This window comes from Arthrobacter sp. 7Tela_A1, from assembly GCF_049311065.1.
Lineage (GTDB): Bacteria > Actinomycetota > Actinomycetes > Actinomycetales > Micrococcaceae > Arthrobacter_B.
On record NZ_JAXIOO010000007.1, the window covers coordinates 53,433 to 74,317 of the forward strand.

At 63.9% G+C, this 20,885-nt stretch carries 20 protein-coding genes; 4 read left to right on the plus strand and 16 right to left on the minus strand.

Translation table 11 applies throughout. The annotated features are described in order from the left end of the window. Positions 1-13: 13 nt before the first annotated feature. From TVB01_RS04725 to groES, 7 genes are all read right to left on the minus strand, one after another. Positions 14-508 carry a PTS sugar transporter subunit IIA gene (locus tag TVB01_RS04725; protein ID WP_422454532.1) on the minus strand — a complete coding sequence of 165 codons (495 nt, stop codon included), beginning with the start codon at positions 506-508 and terminating at the stop codon, positions 14-16. Between the two features lie 18 nt (positions 509-526). Further along, positions 527-2,251, minus strand: a complete 1,725-nt coding sequence (locus TVB01_RS04730; RefSeq protein WP_422454534.1) for a glycerol-3-phosphate dehydrogenase/oxidase — start codon at positions 2,249-2,251, stop codon at positions 527-529. 52 nt (positions 2,252-2,303) lie between these two features. Next, complete coding sequence (locus tag TVB01_RS04735) at positions 2,304-3,443, minus strand: GuaB3 family IMP dehydrogenase-related protein (protein ID WP_422454536.1); 1,140 nt, start codon at positions 3,441-3,443, stop codon at positions 2,304-2,306. Positions 3,444-3,522: 79 nt separating this feature from the next. Continuing rightward, the gene (gene guaB, locus TVB01_RS04740) at positions 3,523-5,040 is read right to left on the minus strand and encodes an IMP dehydrogenase (RefSeq protein WP_422454538.1); all 1,518 of its coding nucleotides are present in this window, start codon (positions 5,038-5,040) and stop codon (positions 3,523-3,525) included. 114 nt (positions 5,041-5,154) lie between these two features. Continuing rightward, complete coding sequence (locus TVB01_RS04745) at positions 5,155-7,254, minus strand: acyltransferase family protein (RefSeq protein ID WP_422454540.1); 2,100 nt, start codon at positions 7,252-7,254, stop codon at positions 5,155-5,157. Positions 7,255-7,413: 159 nt separating this feature from the next. Further along, complete coding sequence (gene groL, locus TVB01_RS04750) at positions 7,414-9,024, minus strand: chaperonin GroEL (RefSeq protein WP_422454542.1); 1,611 nt, start codon at positions 9,022-9,024, stop codon at positions 7,414-7,416. Positions 9,025-9,099: 75 nt separating this feature from the next. Further along, a complete protein-coding gene (gene groES, locus TVB01_RS04755; RefSeq protein ID WP_055239413.1) occupies positions 9,100-9,396 on the minus strand; it encodes a co-chaperone GroES in 297 nt (98 codons plus the stop codon). A 377-nt stretch (positions 9,397-9,773) separates the two neighbouring features. Here groES and TVB01_RS04760 point away from each other — a divergent pair, with 377 nt between their 5' ends. From TVB01_RS04760 to TVB01_RS04775, 4 genes are all read left to right on the plus strand, one after another. Then, on the plus strand, positions 9,774-10,727 hold the full coding sequence (locus TVB01_RS04760) for a siderophore ABC transporter substrate-binding protein (RefSeq protein ID WP_422454544.1): 954 nt from the start codon (positions 9,774-9,776) through the stop codon (positions 10,725-10,727). A 79-nt stretch (positions 10,728-10,806) separates the two neighbouring features. Next, positions 10,807-11,847: an ABC transporter permease gene (locus TVB01_RS04765; RefSeq protein WP_422454546.1), complete on the plus strand. Its 1,041-nt coding sequence runs from the start codon at positions 10,807-10,809 to the stop codon at positions 11,845-11,847. Further along, the gene (locus TVB01_RS04770) at positions 11,840-12,856 is read left to right on the plus strand and encodes an iron chelate uptake ABC transporter family permease subunit (RefSeq protein WP_422454548.1); all 1,017 of its coding nucleotides are present in this window, start codon (positions 11,840-11,842) and stop codon (positions 12,854-12,856) included. The genes TVB01_RS04765 and TVB01_RS04770 overlap by 8 nt, the downstream gene beginning before the upstream one ends. Further along, positions 12,853-13,611 (plus strand): ABC transporter ATP-binding protein, encoded by a 759-nt coding sequence (locus TVB01_RS04775; protein WP_422454549.1) that lies wholly within the window; start codon positions 12,853-12,855, stop codon positions 13,609-13,611. The genes TVB01_RS04770 and TVB01_RS04775 overlap by 4 nt, the downstream gene beginning before the upstream one ends. Before the next feature lie 6 nt (positions 13,612-13,617). Here the strand turns inward: TVB01_RS04775 and TVB01_RS04780 are convergent, their stop codons facing one another. The 9 genes from TVB01_RS04780 to TVB01_RS04820 form a co-directional block, all read right to left on the minus strand. Continuing rightward, the gene (locus TVB01_RS04780) at positions 13,618-15,024 is read right to left on the minus strand and encodes a hypothetical protein (protein ID WP_422454550.1); all 1,407 of its coding nucleotides are present in this window, start codon (positions 15,022-15,024) and stop codon (positions 13,618-13,620) included. Beyond that, positions 15,021-15,431: a hypothetical protein gene (locus tag TVB01_RS04785; protein WP_422454551.1), complete on the minus strand. Its 411-nt coding sequence runs from the start codon at positions 15,429-15,431 to the stop codon at positions 15,021-15,023. Before TVB01_RS04785 ends, TVB01_RS04780 begins: the two co-directional genes overlap by 4 nt. 6 nt (positions 15,432-15,437) lie before the next feature. Then, on the minus strand, positions 15,438-15,677 hold the full coding sequence (locus tag TVB01_RS04790) for a hypothetical protein (protein WP_422454553.1): 240 nt from the start codon (positions 15,675-15,677) through the stop codon (positions 15,438-15,440). After that, the gene (locus tag TVB01_RS04795) at positions 15,674-16,075 is read right to left on the minus strand and encodes a hypothetical protein (RefSeq protein WP_422454554.1); all 402 of its coding nucleotides are present in this window, start codon (positions 16,073-16,075) and stop codon (positions 15,674-15,676) included. The genes TVB01_RS04790 and TVB01_RS04795 overlap by 4 nt, the downstream gene beginning before the upstream one ends. Positions 16,076-16,174: 99 nt before the next feature. Further along, positions 16,175-17,413 (minus strand): hypothetical protein, encoded by a 1,239-nt coding sequence (locus TVB01_RS04800; protein ID WP_422454555.1) that lies wholly within the window; start codon positions 17,411-17,413, stop codon positions 16,175-16,177. Next, entirely contained in the window at positions 17,413-17,781 is a 369-nt protein-coding gene (locus tag TVB01_RS04805; protein WP_422454557.1) for a DUF6507 family protein, read from the minus strand. The genes TVB01_RS04800 and TVB01_RS04805 overlap by 1 nt, the downstream gene beginning before the upstream one ends. Positions 17,782-17,885: 104 nt before the next feature. Continuing rightward, complete coding sequence (locus tag TVB01_RS04810) at positions 17,886-19,034, minus strand: MalY/PatB family protein (protein ID WP_422454558.1); 1,149 nt, start codon at positions 19,032-19,034, stop codon at positions 17,886-17,888. Between the two features lie 74 nt (positions 19,035-19,108). Further along, positions 19,109-20,422, minus strand: coding sequence for a hypothetical protein (locus tag TVB01_RS04815; RefSeq protein ID WP_422454560.1), 1,314 nt, complete (start codon positions 20,420-20,422; stop codon positions 19,109-19,111). Continuing rightward, on the minus strand, positions 20,419-20,814 hold the full coding sequence (locus tag TVB01_RS04820) for a hypothetical protein (RefSeq protein WP_422454561.1): 396 nt from the start codon (positions 20,812-20,814) through the stop codon (positions 20,419-20,421). The genes TVB01_RS04815 and TVB01_RS04820 overlap by 4 nt, the downstream gene beginning before the upstream one ends. Between the last annotated feature and the right edge of the window lie 71 nt (positions 20,815-20,885).

The following is a 20,885-nucleotide window of genomic DNA, read 5'->3' on the forward strand; positions in this document are numbered from 1 at the left end:
GGCGCCCCGGCGCCTAATGGTCAAAGAACACCAGCGAGGAATTAATCAGCTCGGCGATGACTTCGGGATCCTCTGCACGCCTCAGGGAGTCCCGGAACGCGGGCCGGAAAAGGGAACGCGCCAGCGTCGCCAGGACTTCCAGATGTTCCGAGAAGGAGGCGGCGGGGGTAGCGATCAGCAGCACCACTGTCGCCGGGCCGTCTGACGCACCGAAGTCAAGGCTGTGCCCGTACTTGCAGATCCCGACGGCGATCGAGGTCTGCACCGCATGCCGGCTCCTCGCGTGCGGCAGCCCAATCCCCCCGGGCAGGCCTGTGGCCATCTGGTGCTCACGGGCACTGACATCATTGATGAACCCCTCCAGGTCCGTCAGGCGTCCCTGCCGGTACATCCGCTCCGCCAGCTGCGCCGCAGCGTCCGTCCTGTCCCTGGCCACCATTTGCAGGATGACCATTTCCGGCTCGGTCAGGACAGCGCCCTTTTCATTCAGGCTCAGTTCTTCGCTCATCCGCTGGTCTCCCCCGGGTCAGCGCTGCGGTGCTATGTCCTCGACGGCGAGCCGGGCTGCGTCGGCGGAAACATCATCCGGCTGCTTTTGGCTGAGCCGTTCTGCTTCGACGCGGGCCAGGTAGTGCCGTACTTCGCTCTGCACCCGCTCGGCATCCCAGCCGAGGACAGGGGCCATGAGGTCCGCCGCGACGGGAGCCGCGGAGACCCCCCGGTCCCAGGACTCGATGGAGATCCGGGTCCGCCGTGCCAGCACATCTTCCACGTGCCGGGCACCCTCGTGCGTCGTGGCGTATACAACCTCGGCGCCCAGGTAATCGTCAGCGCCGGGCAGCGGCTCACCCAGCTTGGGGTTCTCGGCAATCAGGTCGAGCACCTCGGTGGCGAGGGCACCGTAGCGGTTGAGCAGGTGCTCCACGCGCACCACATGGATTCCGTAGTCATCGGCTGTGCGGTGCCTGCGGTTCCAGGCTGCCTTGTAGCCCACGGCGCCAAGCAGCGGGATCGTCTGGGTGCAGCTTTCAGGCACCTTCTCATCAAGCGCCCGCGCTGCTTCGTCCACGGCGTCCTTGGCCATGACCCGGTAGGTGGTCCATTTACCTCCGGCCACGACGACCAGGCCGGGAACCGGGTGGGCCACCACATGTTCGCGGGAAAGCTTGGCGGTGGAATCGTTCTCCCCCGCCAGCAGCGGCCGCAGCCCGGCATAGACGCCTTCGACGTCTTCGCGCGTCAGCGGCGTCTTCAGGACGGTGTTCACGTGTTCGAGGATGTAATCGATGTCCGCTGACGTCGCTGCCGGATGGGCCTTGTCCAGGTTCCAGTCCGTGTCCGTCGTGCCGATGATCCAGTGCCTGCCCCAGGGAATAACGAAGAGCACTGATTTTTCCGTGCGCAGGATCATGCCCACGGTGGACTGGATGCGGTCGCGGGGAACCACCAGGTGCACACCTTTGGACGCACGGACCTTGAGCTGGCCGCGGTCGGTGACCATGGCCTGCGTTTCATCAGTCCAGACGCCGGTGGCATTGACCACTTGGCTCGCGGCGATATCGAACTCGCGGCCCGTTTCCTGGTCGCGGACCCGGGCACCGACAACCCGCTCGCCCTCCCGGAGGAAGTCGACGACGGAAAGCCGGTTCACAGCGGTGGCACCGTAATGGACGGCGGTGCGGACCATGTTCGCCACGTACCGCGCGTCATCGACCTGCCCGTCGTAGTAGCGGATGGAGCCAATCATGGCGTCATCCTTCAGGCTGGGCGCAGCACGCAGGGTTCCGCGCCGGGACAGGTGCTTCTGCATCGGAACACCCCGGGAGTTCCCGGAGGTCATGCCGAGGGTGTCATAGAGGAAGATCCCCGCGCCGACATAGGGCCGTTCTACAAACCGTTTTGTCAGCGGGTACAGGAAGGGCACAGGCTTCACCAGGTGCGGTGCGATGCGCTGCAGCAGCAGGCCGCGTTCCTTCAAGGCTTCCTGCACCAGGGCGAAGTCCAGCATCTCCAGGTAGCGCAGGCCGCCGTGGATGAGCTTCGAAGACCGGGAGGAGGTTCCCGAAGCCCAGTCCCGGGCTTCGACCATGCCGACTTTGAGTCCCCTGGTGACAGCGTCAAGCGCAGCGCCTGCCCCGACCACTCCGCCGCCCACGATCAGGACGTCAAGTTCCCCTCCGGGCTCTGAAGTGGCCTGGAGCTTGTCCAGGGCAGCTTCGCGGTATTCCGGACTGAGTGCATTTGTTGCCATGGTCAAGATTCCTCTCTGAAGCAGGTGCCCCGGGGTGTGGGGTCGAACGCGATCAGGTGTTGTAGAGATAGGGGGAAACCAGCACCTCGATGCGCTGGAAGGCCTTCAAGTCAGAGTATCCGGTGGTGGCCATGGCCCGCCTCAGTGCACCCATGAGGTTGGAGGTCCCGTTGGTGTGGTGCGAGGGCCCCCACAGTACTTCCTTCAGCGGGCCGACGGTATCCAGGTGGACCCTGTCGCCGCGGGGAAGTTCACTGTGGTGTGCTTCCTGTCCCCAGTGCCAGCCGCGGCCCGGAGCTTCTTCGGCACGGGCCAGAGCGGAGCCCAGCATGACGGCGTCCGCACCCATGGCGATGGCCTTGACGATGTCGCCGCTGGTGCCCATGCCGCCGTCGGCGATCACGTGGACGTACCGGCCGCCGGACTCGTCCATGTAGTCACGCCGTGCTTCGGCGATGTCTGAAATGGCCGTGGCCATCGGTGCGTGGATGCCCAGTGCGCGCCTGGTGGTGGTGGTGGCCCCTCCGCCGAAGCCGACCAGGACGCCGGCAGCGCCGGTGCGCATCAGGTGCAGCGCCGGGGTGTAGCCGGCGGCGCCGCCGACGATGACCGGGACGTCGAGTTCGTAGATGAACTGCTTCAGGTTCAGCGGTTCAACATTCTTGGAGACGTGCTCGGCGGAGACAGTTGTTCCGCGGATGACGAAGATGTCCACGCCGGCGGCCAGGACAGTCTTGTAGAACTCCTGGGTGCGCTGCGGGGTGAGGGATCCGGCGACGGTGACGCCGGCGTCGCGCATTTCTGCGAGGCGGGAGGTGATCAGCTCTGCGCGGATCGGAGCAGTGTAGATTTCCTGCAGCCGGCGGGTGGCCGCCGGGTTGAAATTCTCCTGGCTGAGGACGGCGATTTCGTCGAGGACCGGCTGCGGGTCCTCGTAGCGGGTCCAGAGTCCTTCAAGGTTCAGGACACCGAGGCCGCCCAGGCGGCCGAGGGCAATGGCCGTGGCCGGTGACATCACCGAGTCCATCGGAGCGCCGATAACCGGCATCTCGAACTGGTAGGCGTCTATCTGCCAGCTGACCGAGACGTCCTGGGGATCGCGGGTGCGCCGGGAGGGCACAATCGCTACGTCATCCAGGGAGTAGGCTCTGCGCCCACGCTTGCCACGGCCAATCTCTATCTCGTTAGTCACTGCTCTAGGTTATCCCAGTCGCAAAAGGAAGCAGGCACCGCTCCGGGAGGAAACGGTGCCTGCTTCGAGGATCTGCGGCCTAGCGGCGGCCGTAGTTCGGCGCTTCGACGGTCATCATGATGTCGTGCGGGTGGGATTCCTTCAGGCCCGCAGGCGTGATGCGGACAAAGCGCCCCTTGGCCTTGAGCTCGGAAATGGTGTGCGCGCCGGTGTAGAACATGGTCTGGCGCAGGCCGCCCACCAGCTGGTGCGCAACGGCGGAGAGGGGCCCGCGGTAGGGCACCTGTCCTTCGATGCCCTCGGGGATGAGCTTCTCATCGGTGGGGACGTCCGCCTGGAAGTAGCGGTCCTTGGAGTAGGAGGTGTTCTTGCCGCGGGTCTGCATGGCGCCCAGGGAGCCCATGCCGCGGTAGGTCTTGAACTGCTTGCCGTTGACGAAGACCAGGTCGCCCGGGCTTTCGGCCGATCCGGCGAGCAGGCCGCCGAGCATCACGGTGTCCGCGCCGGCAACAATGGCCTTGCCGATGTCGCCCGAGTGCTGCAGGCCGCCGTCGGCAATGACGGGAACGCCCGCGGGGATGGCAGCCTTGGCTGCTTCATAAATGGCCGTAATCTGCGGAACGCCGACGCCGGCGACCACGCGGGTGGTGCAGATGGATCCCGGTCCCACGCCGACCTTGATGGCGTCAGCGCCGGCATCAATCAGGGCCTGGGCACCTTCGCGGGTCGCTGCCTGGCCGCCGATGACATCCACATGCGCTGCTGCGGGATCCTTCTTCAGGCGGGCAATCATTTCCAGCACACCGGCGCTGTGGCCGTTGGCGGTGTCCACCACGAGGACGTCGACGCCGGCCTCCACCAGCGCCATGGCGCGCTCGTACCCGTCGCCGAAGAAGCCGACGGCGGCACCGACGCGGAGCCTGCCCTCGTCGTCCTTGGTTGCGAGCGGATACTGTTCGGCCTTGTCGAAGTCCTTGACCGTGATCAGGCCCTGGAGTCGTCCGGCGTCGTCCACCAGCGGCAGCTTCTCGATCCGGTTCTTGCCCAGGAGCTCAACCGTCTCCTCCGGGGTGATGCCCACCCGGCCGGTGATCAGCGGCATCCGGGTCATGACTTCCCCGACCTTGCGGGAGGGATACTCGGACTTCGGGATGAAACGGGTATCACGGTTGGTCACGATGCCCAGGAGCTTGTTGTCCGGGTCCACGACGGGAAGGCCCGACACCCGGAAATGCGCGCAGAGGTCGTCCAGCTCCTGCAGCGTGGCGTCCGGGTCAATGGTGACCGGATTGGTGATCATGCCCGATTCGCTGCGCTTGACCCGGTCCACGTGCTCGGCCTGGTCCGCGATGGAGAGGTTGCGGTGGATGACGCCCAGCCCGCCGTGGCGGGCCATGGCGATCGCCATGCGCGATTCGGTCACGGTATCCATGGCTGCGGAGAGCAGCGGGGTCTGTACCGTGATGCGCTTGGTGAGCCGGGAACTGGTGTCCGCTTCGGACGGGATGACGTCCGTGGGACCGGGCAGCAGGAGGACGTCATCATAGGTCAGGCCGACGAAGCCAAACGGATCGTGTTCTGGGGACTGCTGGCTCAAGTGCGCGCCTCTTTCAGGACCGGGGAGTTGTGGGGGCCGGGCATCGCGGCCGCGTTTATCCAATCGTAGAACGAAACGGACCCGGTTCCGTATTCCGGACGGTACCTGGTGCAGCTAAATCGATGCTGGAACCGTGACGCCTTCCCACCCGGTGGCGTCGAGGATCCGCTGGGCCAGTTCCGGAGAGACGGTCTCCATGTAGGTGCGGTTGAGGTGGTCGTGGTCCTTGTAGACGATCACGTTGCCGATGATGCCCGGGCAGGAGTCCTCGAAACAGAACTGGTCGCTCATATCCAGGACGTGGACGCCTGGAATCCGTTCCTGGAGTCCGTCCAAGGGGGAAACCTCTGCCAGCAGCTGGCTGCGCGGGACGTGGCAGGCCTCGACGGAGAGGTCATTTGCCTCCAGGCACTTGAACATGTCGAATTCGAAGCGCGGATTGTCCCGCATGGCCAGCACGGCGATCCCGGCTTCAGCGAAGGCCCGCACACCGTCGTCGTAGCCTCCGGCCAGATGTTCGGCGGGACTGGATTCCTCCGTGACGGAGGCGACGGTGAACACGGCGTCCGGCATCAGGCCCAGTGTGTATTCGCCTGCCGCCTCGTTGAATGCATTGCATTCCTCGGAGCGTTCCGGGTCTTCCGCTCCGTAGCGGCAGCCCATCTTCAGGACGGTGACCACGTGCCAGTCGTTGGCCAGTGCGACGGGCCGCAGTGCTGCCGTCCACTGCATGGCGTGGGAATCGCCGAGCACGACGATTCTCTTTTGGGCACCGTCCGCGCTGCCGATCTGCTTGCAGGACTTTTCCAGGACGCTTCCTTCGGCCGGAGCGAAGTCCTCGTCGCACGCTTGATCGAGCTTCGCCCATTCCTGGTCCATCTCGGAGGCTGAGGGTTTCACCAGGGCGGTCGTCGAGGCAGCGGTCTGGAAATCAGGGTCAAGTGAGAGGGCACCGGGGTTGTCGGCAATGCTCTGCAGCCGGACGGCCTGCGCATCAGAGGCGACCTTGGCCTGCCACCCGGCCAGCGGCGCTGCGACCAGGGCGAAAGAGGCCGCGAGCACCAGTGCGGATCGCCACGATGCGGCTTCCGGCCAGGACCAGCCGCGCAGCGGGGTTTCCACCAGTTTGGTCGTGAGTACTGCCAGGAGCAGCGAAACGGCAATCACTGCGGCGCCGTCGACGATTCCGGCGTTTTCCTGGCCGGAGGCGATGAGCCAGAAGACCAGGACGGGCCAGTGCCAGAGGTACAGGGCATAGGAGTTGTCTCCCAATGTCACCAGCGGCTTCGCCGCAAGCCAGCGGTCCACTCCCCGCCTGCTGCCGGTGTCGCCCGCAGCAATCACCATGGCGGCTGCCAGGGTGGGCCACAGGGCCAGGTATCCGGGGAACTGCTGCTGCACCTGCAGGATGATGCCGCAGCTGAGCATGGCTGCCACGCCGGTCCAGCCGATCAGGATGCGAATCCTGCGGCCAAGGCGCAGATAGGGCAGCGCCAGTGCCAGGAGGGTTCCCAGCGCGAATTCCCAGAGCCGGGTCCGAGTATCGAAATAGGCATAGGCCTGGTTCGCGCCGGTCTGCCAGATGGAGAACGCGAGCGAGGCAGCGAAGATGATCCCGAAGATCCCGGTCAGCACGGTCCGGTAGCGGATCCGGGCAAGCCGGGCCACCGGAAGCGCGGCAGCGAAAAGGAGCGGCCACAGCAGGAAGACCTGGCCCTGGATGGAGAGGGACCAGAAGTGCTGGAGCGGGCTGGCGCCGCTGTGGTCCGCGGCCAGGTAATCGACGGCGTTGTTCGCCAGGGTCCAATTCTGCACGTAGAAAAGGGAGGACCAGGACTCGGTGATGAGGTCCTGCCGGTAACTGGCGGGCAGCAGGAACGCAGTGGCCGCGAGGACGGCGAGGAGCACGACGACGACGGCCGGCAGCAGCCGCTTGAACAGGTGCAGCCAGTAGCGGCCCAGGGCCAGGGCTTTGCCTGCTTCGGCTTTGCGGACAAAGGAACCGGTGAGCAGGAAGGCGGAGATGAGGAGGAAGACGTCCACGCCGCCGGAGACCCTGCCAAGCCACACGTGGTAGACGACAACCAGTATCACCGCCAGGGCGCGCAGACCCTGGACTTCGGGACGGTAGCGGCGTTCACCTGTTAGGGAGGCGGGGGGAACTGACGGTTTTTCGGAGCGCGAAGCGGCAGCGTGCTGCTCGGTTGCTGACACTTGCGGGTGTCCTTTCAGATGGCAAATACCGCAAGAGTTTACCTGTCCCTGCGCCCGCCCTTTGAATAACCCGCCTCGGCGCGCCCGGGCCGGCACACGCAAAAGGGCCCCTCCGGGGCGGAAGTCCGCGCCTGGAGGGGCCCAATTGATCAGCCCAAATTAGTGCTGGTGACCGTGGTCATCATTTTCTTCGGAGGGCTTCTCCACAACCAGCGCCTCGGTGGTGAGGACCAGTGCGGCGATTGATGCTGCGTTGCGCAGGGCCGAACGCGTGACCTTGACCGGGTCGATAATGCCGGCTTCGATCAGGTTGCCGTATTCGCCGGTTGCAGCGTTGAAGCCGTGGTTGACTTCGAGCTCGCTGACCTTGGAGACAACGACCATGCCTTCGGCACCGGCGTTCTCGGCGATCCAGCGCAGCGGCTGGGCCAGCGCCCGGCGAACCAGGCCAACGGCCGTGGCGGCGTCGCCGTCGAGCTTCGCGACCTCGGAATCGGTATCCAGGGCACGGGCAGCGTGGACCAGCGCGGAACCGCCGCCGGCCACGATGCCTTCTTCCAGGGCAGCACGCGTGGAGGACACAGCGTCCTCGATACGGTGCTTCTTTTCCTTGAGCTCAACCTCGGTGGCTGCGCCAACCTTGATCACGCCGATGCCGCCGGAGAGCTTGGCCAGGCGTTCCTGCAGCTTTTCACGGTCCCAGTCGGAATCGGTGCGCTCGATCTCGGCACGGATCTGTGCCACGCGGTCGGCGACGTCGGCTTCGGAACCGCTGCCGTCGACGATCGTGGTGTTGTCCTTGGTGACGGTGATGCGGCGGGCGGAGCCCAGCACCTCCAGGCCAACCTGGTCCAGCTTCAGGCCGAGGTCCGGGGACACAACCTGGGCGCCGGTGAGCGTGGCGATGTCCTGCATCATGGCCTTGCGGCGGTCACCGAAGCCCGGAGCCTTCACTGCGACGACGTTCAGGGTGCCGCGGATCTTATTGACCACCAGGGTGGACAGCGCTTCGCCGTCAACGTCTTCGGCAATGATGAACAGCGGCTTGGAGGCCTGCAGTGCCTTTTCCAGCAGCGGCAGGAACTCTGCAACCGAGGAGATCTTGCCGGAGTTGATCAGGATGAGGGCGTCTTCGAGGACGGCTTCCTGGCGCTCCGGGTCAGTCACGAAGTACGGCGAGAGGTAGCCCTTGTCGAACTGCATGCCTTCGGTGATGACCAGTTCGGTGGACGTCGAGGAAGATTCCTCGATGGTGATGACGCCGTCCTTGCCGACCTTATCGAAGGCTTCGGCGAGGAGCTGGCCGACTTCTTCGTTCTGCGCGGAGATCGCTGCCACGTGGGCAACCTGGTTGCCTTCAACTTCCTTGGCGTTCTCCAGCAGGCGGGCCGCAACGGCTTCGACTGCGGTTTCGATGCCGTGCTTCAGGGCACCGGGTGCGGCGCCTGCTGCCACGTTGCGCAGGCCTTCCTTGACCAGCGCCTGGGCCAGCACCGTTGCGGTGGTGGTGCCGTCACCGGCGACGTCGTTGGTCTTGGTGGCAACTTCCTTGGCCAGCTGCGCGCCAAGGTTCTCGTACGGATCGTCGAGCTCGACCTCGCGGGCGATGGTGACGCCGTCGTTGGTGATGGTGGGGGCGCCCCAGGTCTTGGCGAGCACCACGTTGCGGCCGCGCGGGCCGAGGGTGACCTTGACGGTGTTGGCGAGCTTGTCGACACCGGCTTCCAGTGAACGACGGGCGGAGTCGTTGAACTCCAACTGCTTTGCCATGTGTGTGTCCTTTCCGACAACAACTACATCTACAAAAGAAGACCCCGGCCGAATCTGGCCGGGGTCTTCAAAGACTTACTTGACGACGATGGCCAGCACGTCGCGTGCGGAGAGCACCAGGTATTCCTGGCCGCCCTGCTTGACCTCGGTTCCGCCGTACTTCGAGTAGATGACGACGTCGCCCTCGGCGACATCGATCGGCACACGGTTGCCGTTGTCGTCAACGCGGCCGGGGCCGACTGCTACGACTTCGCCCTCCTGGGGCTTTTCCTTAGCGGTGTCCGGGATAACCAGGCCGGAAGCCGTGGTCTGCTCAGCTTCGAGCGGGCGAACAACGATGCGATCCTCAAGGGGCTTAATAGAGACCGACACTCGGGCTCTCCTTTGCTTAGTTACTAACGGGTTTGTGGACCGTCGGTAGGCGCTTGCCGTCGTCGCGGGTGCCGGTGAACGCTTCCCTCAGGAATTAGCACCCTCACGTGGGGAGTGCTAAGTCAGACTTTATGCAACGGTTAGCACTCGGTCAAGGTGAGTGCCAACAAAGTTCCACCAGACGCCTTGGCCCCCCGTGGCGCCGGAGTGTCTCTGTTACGGATTCGGTCTTCTCGCCCGGCAGCTCAAGTTGCTTAGCCTTGCCTAACAAGATAACTTTCAAGGGCGCGCAAAAATTAGCCAACAATTTTGTGTCCTAATGGCGGAGGCATCCGGCATGCGGCGCATCCTTCGAGAGAAATACTGGAGCACCACTCGTGAAGACGACCCTGAAGTCCCGGCTGCTGGCCGGAACCGCCCTCGTGTCCCTGCTTGCCGTGAGCGCGTGCGGCCAGGAGACCGAAGCCGCTGCTGATCCTGCCGCCACGGAAGCCGGCACGGTCACCGTCGAGCACACACAGGGGACCACCGACGTTCCGGTCAACCCCGAGACTGTCTACACCTTCGACCTTGGCGCGCTGGACACACTCGATGCCCTGGGCATTGAAGTCGACGGCGTACCGGCCGCGAACTTCCCCGAGTCCCTCTCCAAGTACGGCTCCGATGACTACGCCAAGATCGGCAGCATGAAGGAACCGGACTTCGAAGCCATCAGCGCCGGGGCCCCGGACCTGATCATCATGTCCGGCCGCACCGCAGACTCCTACGAAGAGTTCTCCAAGATCGCCCCCACGATCAACCTCAGCACCGACGCTGCGGATCCGTGGAACTCCTTCGTCTCCAACACCGAAATCATCGGCGAAATCTTCGGCAAGGAAGCCGAGGTCGAGGAGAAGCTCGCCGCACTCGATGCCAAGGTCGACGAAACCAAGGCAACCGCTGCCGACGCCGGCAACGGCCTGATCATCATGACCAGCGGCGGCGAAATGACCGCTTACGGCGAGGGCTCGCGCTTCGGCCTGATCCACGACGTCCTCGGTGTTGCCACTGCTGCTGACATCAAGTCCGAGGCCCAGCACGGCGAATCCGTCTCCTTCGAATATGTCGCCGAGATCAACCCGGACAACCTGTTCGTCATCGACCGCGACGTCGCAGTCGGCAACGCCGGCGAAGTTGCCTCCGCTGTGCTGGACAACGAGCTTGTCATGGGCACCAAGGCTGCCCAGAACGACCGCATCACCATGCTCGACTCCTCGAGCTGGTACCTGGTGGGCTACGGCCTGAACAACGTTGATGCCATGGTCAGCGCTGTCCAGGACGGCATCTCCTAACCGTCCCCTTACCTGCTAGATCCTCACTGGCCGGGACCGCCTTCGGGCGGCCCCGGCCAGTGAGGGAGACGGAACCTTCATGACAACACAGATCAGCTCCGACGCTCCGGCAGCCGCCGGAGCCGCTGCCGTATCCGGACCACGACGCCGGGTCCCCGGTCCGGCAGCCATGCTGGTCCTTGGCGGCGCCGCCGTCCTGGTGCTCGCCGTCGTCAGCATGTTCGTGGGAGTCAGCGATGTCTCCCTGTCCTCGCTGCTCGCCGGCGACGAACACGCCTGGAATATCTTCTGGGTCAGCCGGGTGCCGCGGACCCTGAGCATCATCCTCGCCGGCATGGCGCTCAGCGTGGCCGGTCTGATCATGCAGCTGATGGCTCGGAACAAGTTCGTGGAGCCGTCCACCGTCGGCACCATCGAATCTGCGTCCCTGGGCATCCTGGTGGTAACCGTCCTCATCCCCGGCGCCTCGCTGTTCATGAAGATGTCCACTGCAACACTCTTCGCCGTGGCCGGAACAGCCCTGTTCCTGCTCATCCTGCGCCGCATCCCGCTGCGCAACACCCTGATCGTTCCCCTTGTGGGCATCATGCTCGGCGGTGTGATTGCCGCCGTCACTACTTTCTTCGCCTACCGGTTCGACCTGCTGCAGACCCTGAATTCGTGGATGACCGGAGACTTCTCCGGGGTGCTGCGCGGACGCTATGAACTGCTGTGGATCGTCGGCGCGCTGACCTTGATCGGGTTTCTGGCCGCAGACCGGTTCACCGTTGCCGGCATGGGCCAGGAGTTCACCACCAACCTCGGCCTGAACTACAACCGCGTCATGACCCTTGGCCTGATCATCGTGTCCCTGATCAGCGCCGTCGTAGTGGTCAGTGTCGGTTCCGTGCCGTTCCTGGGACTCATCGTCCCGAACCTTGTGTCGCTCCTGGTCGGCGACAACGTCCGCCGCGCCATCCCCTGGGTGGCGATCTTCGGTGCCGGCTTTGTGCTGGCCTGCGACATCATCGGCCGAACGATCCGCTACCCCTATGAAATCCCGGTGGGCGTGATTGTCGCTGCCGTGGGCAGCGTCCTGTTCCTCTACCTGCTCCTTCGAAAGCGCTCCGCCCGTGCCTAGCTCCCCCACCAGCGTCCTGCCCTCGGCAATGACAGTGCAGCGCCGCCGTCCGGTGCGAAACCTCTCCCCCACGTTCTGGATCATCGCCCTCTCTGTTGTGGCCGCAGCTCTCGTTGCCATTTTCATGACCATCGAGCTGCGTGGAAACATCGGCTATGTCCTGCCGCGCCGCGCCATCAAGGTGGGCTCCATGATCCTGGTTGCCTACGCCGTCGGGGTTTCCACTGTGCTGTTCCAGACCGTGACCGCCAACCGGATCCTCACTCCGTCGATCATGGGCTTCGATGCCCTGTACGTGCTGATCCAGACCGTCCTGGTCTTCACCTTCGGCGGCGGACTGGTGCTCTCCATGTCCGAGCCGCTGCGCTACGGAATGGAAGTCGCCCTGATGGTGGGCTTCTCCTTCCTGCTCTACCGCTGGCTCTTTACCGGCGGGGGCAAGTCCCTGCATCTGATGCTGCTGGTGGGAATCGTGCTCGGCACCATGTTCCGTGGCATGTCCTCGCTGCTGCAGCGGCTGATCGAGCCGAGCGAGTTCATCATCCTGCAGGACCTGTTCTTCGCGTCCTTTAACAATGTCGACGGCGCACTGCTCGGCTATTCGCTGATTGCCGTGGCCATCGTCAGCGTTCCGGCCTGGCGGATGCGGCACTCCCTCGATGTGATGTCCCTGGGCCGGGATACCTCCATCAACCTGGGCGTGAACCACAAGCGGTCGGTAACCGGCGTCCTGGTGATCTGCTCGGTCCTGGTTGCCGTCTCCACCGCACTGGTTGGCCCGGTTACCTTCTTCGGGCTGCTGGTGGCATCACTCGCCTACCAGTTGTGCTCCCACTTCTCCCACAAAGCCGTGGTTCCCATCGCCGTCCTGCTGGGCATTATTGCCCTGGTGGGCGGCCAGCTGGTCCTCGAACGCATCTTTGCCTTCGACACCGCGCTGAGCATCGTCATTGAATTCGTTGGCGGAATCGTCTTCCTGATTCTGCTCCTGAAAGGCTCCCTCAAATGATCCAGGTAACCGGCGTCACCAAGACCTACGGTTCCACTGCAGTAGTGGACGGGGTGAGCTGCCACATCAAGGAAGGCGGCGTCACCTCAATCATCGGCCCCAACGGAGCCGGCAAGTCTACGCTGCTCTCCATCATCAGCCGCCTGCTGAAGGCCGACGCCGGTTCGGTCACGGTGGACGGGCTGGACGTCTCTGCCGCGCCGGGCAAGTCTCTGGCCCGCAAGATGGCGATCCTTCGGCAGGACAACCACCTGACCGTCCGGCTCACCGTCCGCGACCTGGTCGGCTTCGGCCGCTACCCGCACAACGGCGGGCGTCCGACGGCGGTGTGCCGGGACAAGATCGAGCAGGCCATGGCGTTCCTCGATCTCACCGAGCTGTCCGACCGCTTCGTTGACGAGCTTTCCGGCGGCCAGCGCCAGCGTGCGTTCATCGCCATGGTGCTGGCACAGGACACTGATTACCTGCTGCTGGATGAGCCGCTCAACAACCTTGATATGAAGCACTCCGTGGAGATGATGCGGCTGCTCCGCCGGCTCACCGATGAGCTGGGCAAGACCGTCGTCCTGGTCATCCACGACATCAACTTCGCGTCCTGCTACTCGGACGACATCATTGCCATGGCGGAAGGCAAGCTGCTCCATCAGGGGCCGCCGTCAGCGATCATGCAGCCTGAGGTCCTGAAGGACATCTACGAGATCGATATCCGGATCGAGGAGATCGAGGGCAACCGGATCGGCGTGTACTTCGCCTAGCCCGGCCTAGGGGTACGCGGCCCAGACTTTTCCGTCCGGAGCCTTGCCGTCTGCCGGCCGATGGTCGAAGCCAGGCAGTTCCGGGATCCAGAGCAGAGTCCCTTCAACCGTCGCATGGATGAACCGCACGAGTGTGTCCCAGACAACGGCTGAAGAGACCGGCTCCAGCATCACCGAGTCGTTCCCTTCAGCCGGTCCCAGACGGTACTGGCCGGCAGATCCCGCGTTCACGAAACCGAACCAGCCACCCGTCTCCTCATCGAGGATCTCCCAGTCAGTCCAGGGTTGTTCCCACATGCGCCGGGCAGCCTCACCCAGGCCATCCGGAGCGCTTGCCTGCGCGGATTTCGTTCTGGCCACGTACTGGTCCTTCGTCAGGACCACGGGCTCGTGCGGAACGCTCCATGCCGGTGAGAAGCCCAGCCAGTCCGCTATGGCCTTAGGGACGGCATTTGCCTGGAGCAGCTGAACGGACAGGTCATCCGGACCCGGTACCCGGGCGGATGGAGTGGAGAAGCGTGAAGGTCCCGCTGTCAGCCTGCCGATGCCGCCGCCTATCCATACCTGGAGAACGGCGCCGCCGTGCGCGTCGCCCGCTGTGACGCTGAAGGCTGCGTCCGGGCTGCGCAGCGGTGCAACGAACGCAGTGCCTGCCGGTGTCAGGGAGCCACCTGCGGCGAGGAAACCTGCGTCCCGAAGCGCGGCGAACTCCGGGCCTTTGCGCTGGAACATTCCCAGCCGGTTCCGCTTTGCCATGCTGTCCATCAGTTCCAGGGCGGGGATGGGCAGGAGGAGTGCCGGTTCCTGGTAGGGCTGGGCTGCAGCCAGCCTGGCCAGATCCTCGCGGTCCTCTCCCGCCAACCGGCTTGCTGCTTCATCCAGGCGCGGTTCCGTGGGCGCGATGGTGTCCATCAGGCTGCGTTCCTGATCTTCCGCAGCGTTGGCTCCGGGATCGATCCGAAGATCCATAACCATCTGCTCGAACAGCAGCTTCATTCCAGCGAGCTGGTCAACGCTGTAGCTTGCCGTTGCCTCGACTACCCGGTTACCTGCGATCCACAGCCAGCGGTCCACGCAGACCGGATGCTGCTCCACCTGATGAACGAAGCGCTGCCTGCGGCCGGTTACCGGGCCGTCGGGGGCGTTCATTGTCCACATCTCGTGGGCAATGATGCGGACCTGCTGTGCCGTCTGCATGGTCGAAGCCAGTGCCGCGGTTGCGTACCGGACCAGCGAGATCCCGTTTGCAGGTGCCCAGCGCAGTACCATGTTGGGCCGAAAGATCCCGGAGGGGACCGGCGGATGTGCGACGACGATCGTGTCTGCTGTTCGCTGTTCCAGTTCCCATCCATCCGGGCAGGGAACCCGGAAACCGTGCAGCCCTTCGTAGCTGAAGCCGGCCGCCTTGGTCACTTTTTCAGCCTCCCGTTCGAGTCGTAAAAGTCCTTTACAAACCGGTCTTCTCCGCGGGCCTCGAGTTTGTCTCCCTCTTTCATCCACTTGGGCTGGAGGAACTTGGGCATCCAGAACCAGCCCATGAGCCCGAGGCCGAGGCATCCGAGAAGAAGAGCACTGTAGGGCATGATCAGTGCATCGATGCCGGTTTCGTTCACGAAATGCTGCGGGGCCATGAGGAGGAGCCAGGCCCCTAAAAAGGTGGTGGCCAGTGACGGTTTCCCCGGCATGAAACTATCCAGGATCAGCAGGCCGACAAACTTCTTTGTATAAAGCAATACGCCGCCCACGAACGGGACGATCCCCAGAAGAAACAGGATCGCGGAGAGCGCCCACTGGTTGGTTCCAGATTCCATATTGGGCATCGCTGCTCATCCCCACTGCGCTGTCTGCATGGTCGAAGCCAGTGTCGCGGTTGCATATGGCCCGGCGATATCCCGTTCGCAGGTGCCCAGCGCAGGACCATGTTGGGCCGAAAGATCCCGGGGGATACGGGCGGATGCGCGACGGCGGGCATCTTCCCCGGAGCTCTCGACGATCGCCCAGCCATCCGGGCGGGGGAACTGGATACCGGGTGCGCGTTCGTAGCTGAAGCCGGCAGCATTAGTCATTGCTTCTTTTCCCCGTTCGAATTGTAAAAGTCCTTCACAAACCGGTCTTCCCCGCGGGCCTCCAGTTTGTCTCCCTCTTTCATCCACCGCGGCTGAAGGAACTTCGGCATCCAGAAACATCCCAAAAGGCCGATGGCGAGGCACCCGAGAAGAAGAGCGCTATAAGGCATGATCAGGGCGTCAATCCCGGTTTGATTCACGAAGTGCTGCGGGGCCATGAAGAGGAGCCATGCCCCAAGATATGTGCATGCCACTGACGGCTTGCCAGGCATAAACCTGTCCAGGATCAGGAGACCCACAAACTTTTTTGTGTAAAGGAGGAGGCCTCCAGTAAACAGAATGAGCCCAAAGGGCAACATGAACGCAAAGAACACCCAATAGTTAGTTTCAGATTCCATGCTGCGCCTCGCCTTGCTTTTTATTGCCGATGCCAGGGGGCTTCGTTATGCACTCAAGCTTTCTCATACTCCGCATTCGTATTCCATTCCAGTAAGTGGTCAACCGCCAAAGAGTTTGTCCCACCCCTTCGCGAAACTGTCTACGGCATCCATGACACCGTCAGCTGCTACGTCTTTCAACGTGCGGCCGCCCAAGGAATCAAATTCTATTGAGGTAACCGCTGAAATGCCGATACCGATGAAGGCCCCAACTACGGTGCCAACCGGACCCCCGATTGCGGTACCGATGAGAGCACCGGCGCCAGCTGCACCGATGTCAATACCCGCCTTGGTGCCACCCTTTACCCCGCCCTCGAGGTTTGCCCGTCCGTTGAGTTCATCCCGGCTCCATCCCGGGTTCGCGTGCAGCAGTTCGTTGTAGGCGTCCTCCCGCTCACCGGCAATCGTGAATCCCGCTGTAACAACTGTGAATACACCGCCACCGATCTTGATCCCTTTCGCTGCCGTGCCAAGGTCTTTAAACCTGTCCGGCGGGACCCAGTTCGATGGATTCGCATTTACCCGGTTGCGGTACCAGCCAGAGTGGTTATAGAGGCCCCTGAATACATCAGGCCGAAGATCGAAACCGAAGACGGTAGTGAGTTTCCATTCCCCGTCAGTGATCCACCGTCCCCTGGCCATATGCCGTATACGCTCCTCCACCGTTAGGTATCGGCGGTACACCGGGACGGGTGTCGGTACTTTGGTAACAGTTTGGCGAGCAGTGGTGGCGCTTATCGTTGTCGCTGCTGTTCCGTAGAGAACCGCCGCGGGGATACTCGTGGCGGCGTCCAGGAACCAACCGTCACCTCGAAAAGCGGACCGCAGTTTTGCATCGGTTTCCTCTTCCAGGGCACGGTATTGGGCGGCCAGTGCCGATATCTCGGCAGGCAGGAGAAGATCCGCCGTGGCTGCCGGAGGCGGAGTGTAAGCCTGGTCAGCAGTGCACTTCGCCACCAGGTCGACGGCAGCGCGAATCTCCGCCGCTTTGACCCGCGCGATGAGTGAGCTCCGTCTGGATTCCAGGGCGCGAATGCTGTTGGCAAATTCTGTCAAAGCACTGCACACTGCGCCGGCTGAGTCCTCCAGCATCCGGGCATTAGGCATAACGTTCTCCAATGCGGCCAGAATCTCGGCGGCACCGTCTCCGGAGTAGTGCGACCGGAGTTGCTGCCAGGTGTTTTGAGCCTGCTCGACACTTTGGAGGTATGCCTCCCCGGCCTTTTTCACAACAGGTGCGGCATTCCCGACTGCATCGGGCGAACACCAGCCGAAGAGTATGGATGTGTCGATGGACATCAGAGGCGCCCGTCCAATTCAGGTTCCGCCAGGATCCCGGCCTGCACTTCAGCGAGACGGTTCCTCGCTGAATCAGCCATCTCCCGGTCTGCTGACGCAATGATGGACACTGCCTCCCGGACGCCTTCGACTGCGTTGAGAATTCGGGTTTCCGCTGCCTGTATCTGCCGGCTCATTGTGCCCTGCCACAGCTCTGCGAGCGCTTGGCCGACGATCCCGGATCCACCGATGCAGGCCAGTTCAGCTTCCTCCGTACCTTCGCGGAGGGCCATGAGGGCCTCGGATCGACCCTCCGCCTCCTCTATTTGGGCAAGGACGTTTGCGCACCCTTCCGGATTGACGTCGTAGCCGTACAGTGGCATGCGCATCACCTCCCCCTTGCAGCTAGTCACAGCGCGTATGTCTATACGCTCGCCCTCATCCGGCGACCGCGCTGTTCTCCTTTCGGGCGAGTGTACGTGCTACCGGGCCGCTAGGATTTGGCTGCGCTCAGCCTGTGGATAGCCTCCTCGAGTACCTCGGGCGCACAGCCAAAATTCAATCGGGCACAGCCTGCCCCGTCCGTCCCGAACTTGAGGCCTGGTTCAAGTGCCACACGTGCCTTTTCGAGGGCGGTTGCCGCTGGGTCGTCTCCCCAGCCCAGCGCGCGCAGGTCAAGCCAAGCCAGATAGCTGGCATCGGGGAAGCGGTACCCCACTCCGGGCAGCTCCGCGGACAGCAGTTCTCCGAGCAGTTCCCGGTTGGCTGCCAGGACGGCCAGCACGCCGTCGAGCCACTCCTCGCCCTCGGCATACGCGGCGGCCGTGCCGTGCAGGCCAAGGATTGAGGTCCGGAAGCCTACTTCCTCCGGCATTTCATCCAGCAGCAGCCGGGTCTCGGGGGCCGAAGCAATCATCAGGGCGCACTTTGACCCGGCGATGTTCCACCCCTTACTGGCCGCCGTGACGCACACACCGTGGGCGCGGGCATCGTCGGAGACGGACAGGAAGGGGGTGAAGGTCTCCGGGGAATAGACCAGCGGCGCATGGATTTCGTCGCTGACCACCGTAACGCCGTACCTGGCTGCCAGACGGGCGACGGCGCCGAGCGTTTCCTTCGGGTGCACCAGGCCCAGCGGGTTGTGCGGGTTGCACAGCAGCAGCGCCCGGGCACCAGCGGCGAACGCCGCCTCAAGCCCGTTCAGGTCCAAGAACCACCCGGCGTCGTCCTGGAGCAGCGGCACCTCGCGGACCTTGCCGCCCGCCTCCACGGGAAGATCGAAGAACGGCGGATAAACCGGCGGGGTTATGACCACCTCATCCCCCGCGGTTATGACCTGCCGGAGGGTTTCCACGATGGCCACGCTGACGTCGGTGGTGGTCCGTACGTCCTCCGGGTCCACTTCCCAGTTCCAGCGGCGCTCCGCGAAGCCGGCGAACGCCGGCCCCACCGGACCGGGTCCGGCTACGTAGCCAACGTCGGACGCTTCGATCCGTTTGATCATCGCGCGGGCTACGGGCGGGGCCAGCGGGAAGTCCATTTCCGCTACGAACATCGGCAGCACGTCACCGGGGTAGGTGCGCCATTTGGCACTGGTACGCCGGCGCAGAACATCGAGGGAATCAACAGCCATCTCAGTCATTGCCCCAAGATACCCGGTATCCGTGCCTTGGCCTCCGCACCCTCGGCGGGTCCGCCGTTCACCGGGGCCGCCGCTTACCGCGGGTCGAATGCTCCCTGGGCTGCGGCAAGGATGAAATTGACCAGGGTGTCCCAAACCGCCGACACCGGCTCAGGTTCAAGGGCCACGCCGCCGCTCCGCGGATCTGCGGTTGCGAGGAATGGGCCGGCGTCCCCTGCCGTGACCCAGCCCAGCTTCCTGCCGCTGTGCACGTGCTCAATGTTCCAGCCCACCCAGGGCTGGGCCCACATCCGTGCTTCGGCTTCGCCCAGTCCCTCGGGAGCCTCGACGGCGGAGCCGGCATTGAGCCGGCGCTCGAACAGTTCACCGGACAGTCGCAGCGGGTACTGACCCACGGTCCAGGACGGAACCAGGGGAAGCCATTTTGCAAGAAAGACGGGCAGCGCTGCAGCGTCGATATTCAGCAGCTCGCAGCTCCCCTGCGGAATGGCCGTGGACTTCAGTGCAGAAGCAGCGGGGCCGGCGGCGACCAGTGCCGAGCCGCCTCCCAACCAGGCATCCATCCCGGTGGAGCCGTCGGGGCCGACGGCGCTGGCCGTGAACTGTGCCTGCAGCCCGCGCAGCGGCTGCACCAGTTCCCGTCCCGCCGGGGTCAGCCGGCGGCCGTCCAGGATCCCCTGTGCCTGCAATTCGGCCACGGGTTCCCTGGCGCCGGCTGCGTCGAACCTTCCCAGCGCATCCCGGTTTGCCATTGACAGCAGCAGGCTGAGGCTTTCCGGGCCGCTGATCTGTCCGCTCACCCGGTGGAGCTGTTCGGCCCGCAGCGGCGCCAGATCCTCAGCCGGTGTCTGCAGCAGCCGGGAAGCTGCCTGGTCGAGCCTCGGCTCGGCACCGGCCGGACCGGCAGGGATTCCTGCTGCCGCCGGGGCTGCGCGGCGCATCTGGAAGACCATGTCTTCGAACAGCGGGCGCATTCCGGTGTGCTGTTCGAGCGCATAGCTTGCTGTGGCTTCCAGCGAACCGCCGGTATCGCTGAAAAGCCAGCGGTCCACACACACAACCTGTCCCTCTGCCACCCTCACGAAGCGCTGCTGGCGGCCTTCAACCATGGGACCCTGGGGGTCAAGCTGCTGATGCCACAGCTCACTGGAGATGATGTGGGTTCCTGGAAGGACCAGTGTGCCCGCGAGCGCAGCCGTGGAGAGCCGGGGCAGCGAAACAGAGTCTGATTCGCTTCTCCTCAGGACAAGGTTGGGACGGAAGTGTCCTTCCGGGACGGGCGGATGGGCCAGCACAACGCTGTCCGCCGGAGCGTCCAGCTGTTCCCAGTCAGGAGGCCGGGATACCAGGAGCCCGGCGGCTACTTCGGATGTGAGTCCCCCGTTCACGGCTGCTGTCCGTCTGACGGACGCTGGCCCTGCCCTTGAAGGAAACGTTTGGCGAAAAGGTCTTCGCCCCTGGCCTGCAGTTCTGCGTCACGGCGCATCCAGCGGGGCCGGAGGAACATTGGATACCAGAACGTGCCAACCAGGCCAGCGGCCAGCAAGGCAAAACTCAAGATTCCCAGAAGGCCCTTCGCAGTGCTGTCAGGGACGAACGCCGCGAACGGAATCGTCATCATCCACGCGCCCAGCCATGTCATTGCAAGCGCAAGCTGGCCGGAAAACAGATCGTTGAGGGCCAGGAGCCGAAGCCACCGCTTCAAATGCACCATGAGGCCGCAGAGGAACAAAAACAGCCCCAGCCCCCACAGGAGTCCGAAGAACACCCAATCGTTCACCCTGGAACACCCTTCTTTGCGTCCTTCGTCTGTGAGGCGGAATCAGCCCGCAGCTGACCCACATTAGCGCG

Coding starts and splice junctions, on each gene's coding strand:
- TVB01_RS04775 (WP_422454549.1), top strand. CDS start 12,853: ATGATCCAGGTAACCGGCGTCACCAAGACCTACGGTTCCACTGCAGTA.
- groL (WP_422454542.1), bottom strand. CDS start 9,024: ATGGCAAAGCAGTTGGAGTTCAACGACTCCGCCCGTCGTTCACTGGAA.
- TVB01_RS04805 (WP_422454557.1), bottom strand. CDS start 17,781: ATGCGCATGCCACTGTACGGCTACGACGTCAATCCGGAAGGGTGCGCA.
- TVB01_RS04725 (WP_422454532.1), bottom strand. CDS start 508: ATGAGCGAAGAACTGAGCCTGAATGAAAAGGGCGCTGTCCTGACCGAG.
- TVB01_RS04790 (WP_422454553.1), bottom strand. CDS start 15,677: ATGACTAATGCTGCCGGCTTCAGCTACGAACGCGCACCCGGTATCCAG.
- TVB01_RS04810 (WP_422454558.1), bottom strand. CDS start 19,034: ATGACTGAGATGGCTGTTGATTCCCTCGATGTTCTGCGCCGGCGTACC.
- TVB01_RS04785 (WP_422454551.1), bottom strand. CDS start 15,431: ATGCCCAATATGGAATCTGGAACCAACCAGTGGGCGCTCTCCGCGATC.
- TVB01_RS04765 (WP_422454546.1), top strand. CDS start 10,807: ATGACAACACAGATCAGCTCCGACGCTCCGGCAGCCGCCGGAGCCGCT.
- TVB01_RS04795 (WP_422454554.1), bottom strand. CDS start 16,075: ATGGAATCTGAAACTAACTATTGGGTGTTCTTTGCGTTCATGTTGCCC.
- TVB01_RS04730 (WP_422454534.1), bottom strand. CDS start 2,251: ATGGCAACAAATGCACTCAGTCCGGAATACCGCGAAGCTGCCCTGGAC.
- TVB01_RS04800 (WP_422454555.1), bottom strand. CDS start 17,413: ATGTCCATCGACACATCCATACTCTTCGGCTGGTGTTCGCCCGATGCA.